We start from the raw sequence: 611 nt of genomic DNA, 5'->3' as shown, positions 1-611 counted from the left end.
TGAAAGTCATTCAAATAGCTCTCTAAAAGCTCTTCACTCGTGTTTAAAATTTGGATGAGGCTTGCACAAATTGCAGCGTAGTTTTCCTGAAAATAAGCCTTAGACGTCTGAATGGCTTGCCCACTTATCGACGTATCTGCCGCGTACTGGAAGGCCACAACATTCATTTTCTGAATGGACGTTCGCATGGCGGCATTGCTTCTTTTTAAGGAAGCTTGGAAGGCTCGGATTTCTTGAATATCAATGCGGCTCATGAAGTCAGCTCCTTCCGTAAGCGCACTTGTTGTTCTTCGAACTGATTTAATTTACCTTTCACTTGCCCCAGCTCTTCCTGTAAATCATCTGCTTCATATTGCTTTTTCAAAAGGATTTGAAGTTTTTCTTCTTCTTTCCGGGACTTCTTTTTATACGTCTCAAGTGCTTGCGTCCGCTTTTCGTTCACCGCATCCATTAGCGCACCTCCAGCTCTTGGATACTTTGGCTAGCCGCCAGATCCATCTCCGTAAATGCTTGTCCCATCTTTTTCAAACGATCTGCATCCTTTTCGACAAGCTGACTCACCAGATCCATCGGTTCAATCGATTCCATGATAGCCGTACGTAAATCATTAA

At 43.5% G+C, this 611-nt stretch carries 3 protein-coding genes; all 3 read right to left on the bottom strand.

Annotated elements, in window-relative coordinates:
* Positions 1-254 (bottom strand): T7SS effector LXG polymorphic toxin (locus R8923_RS14250; RefSeq protein ID WP_485873424.1); only part of this gene is annotated, 254 nt, incomplete at its 3' end.
* Entirely contained in the window at positions 251-451 is a 201-nt protein-coding gene (locus R8923_RS14245) for a hypothetical protein (RefSeq protein ID WP_485873423.1), read from the bottom strand. The genes R8923_RS14245 and R8923_RS14250, both read right to left, overlap by 4 nt.
* The coding region (locus R8923_RS14240; protein WP_485873425.1) for a DUF3130 family protein at positions 451-611 on the bottom strand (161 nt) is incomplete at its 5' end. The genes R8923_RS14240 and R8923_RS14245, both read right to left, overlap by 1 nt.

Origin of the sequence: Listeria tempestatis, from assembly GCF_963575625.1 — a bacterium.
GTDB classification, from domain to species: Bacteria; Bacillota; Bacilli; order Lactobacillales; family Listeriaceae; genus Listeria; species Listeria tempestatis.
The sequence above is the reverse complement of the archived record's forward strand: the minus strand, read 5'-3'. Positions and strand labels throughout refer to the sequence as shown.

What these genes read in the sequence shown, in the direction of transcription:
- R8923_RS14245 (WP_485873423.1), bottom strand. Translation starts at nt 451, where the DNA reads ATGGATGCGGTGAACGAAAAGCGGACGCAAGCACTTGAGACGTATAAA.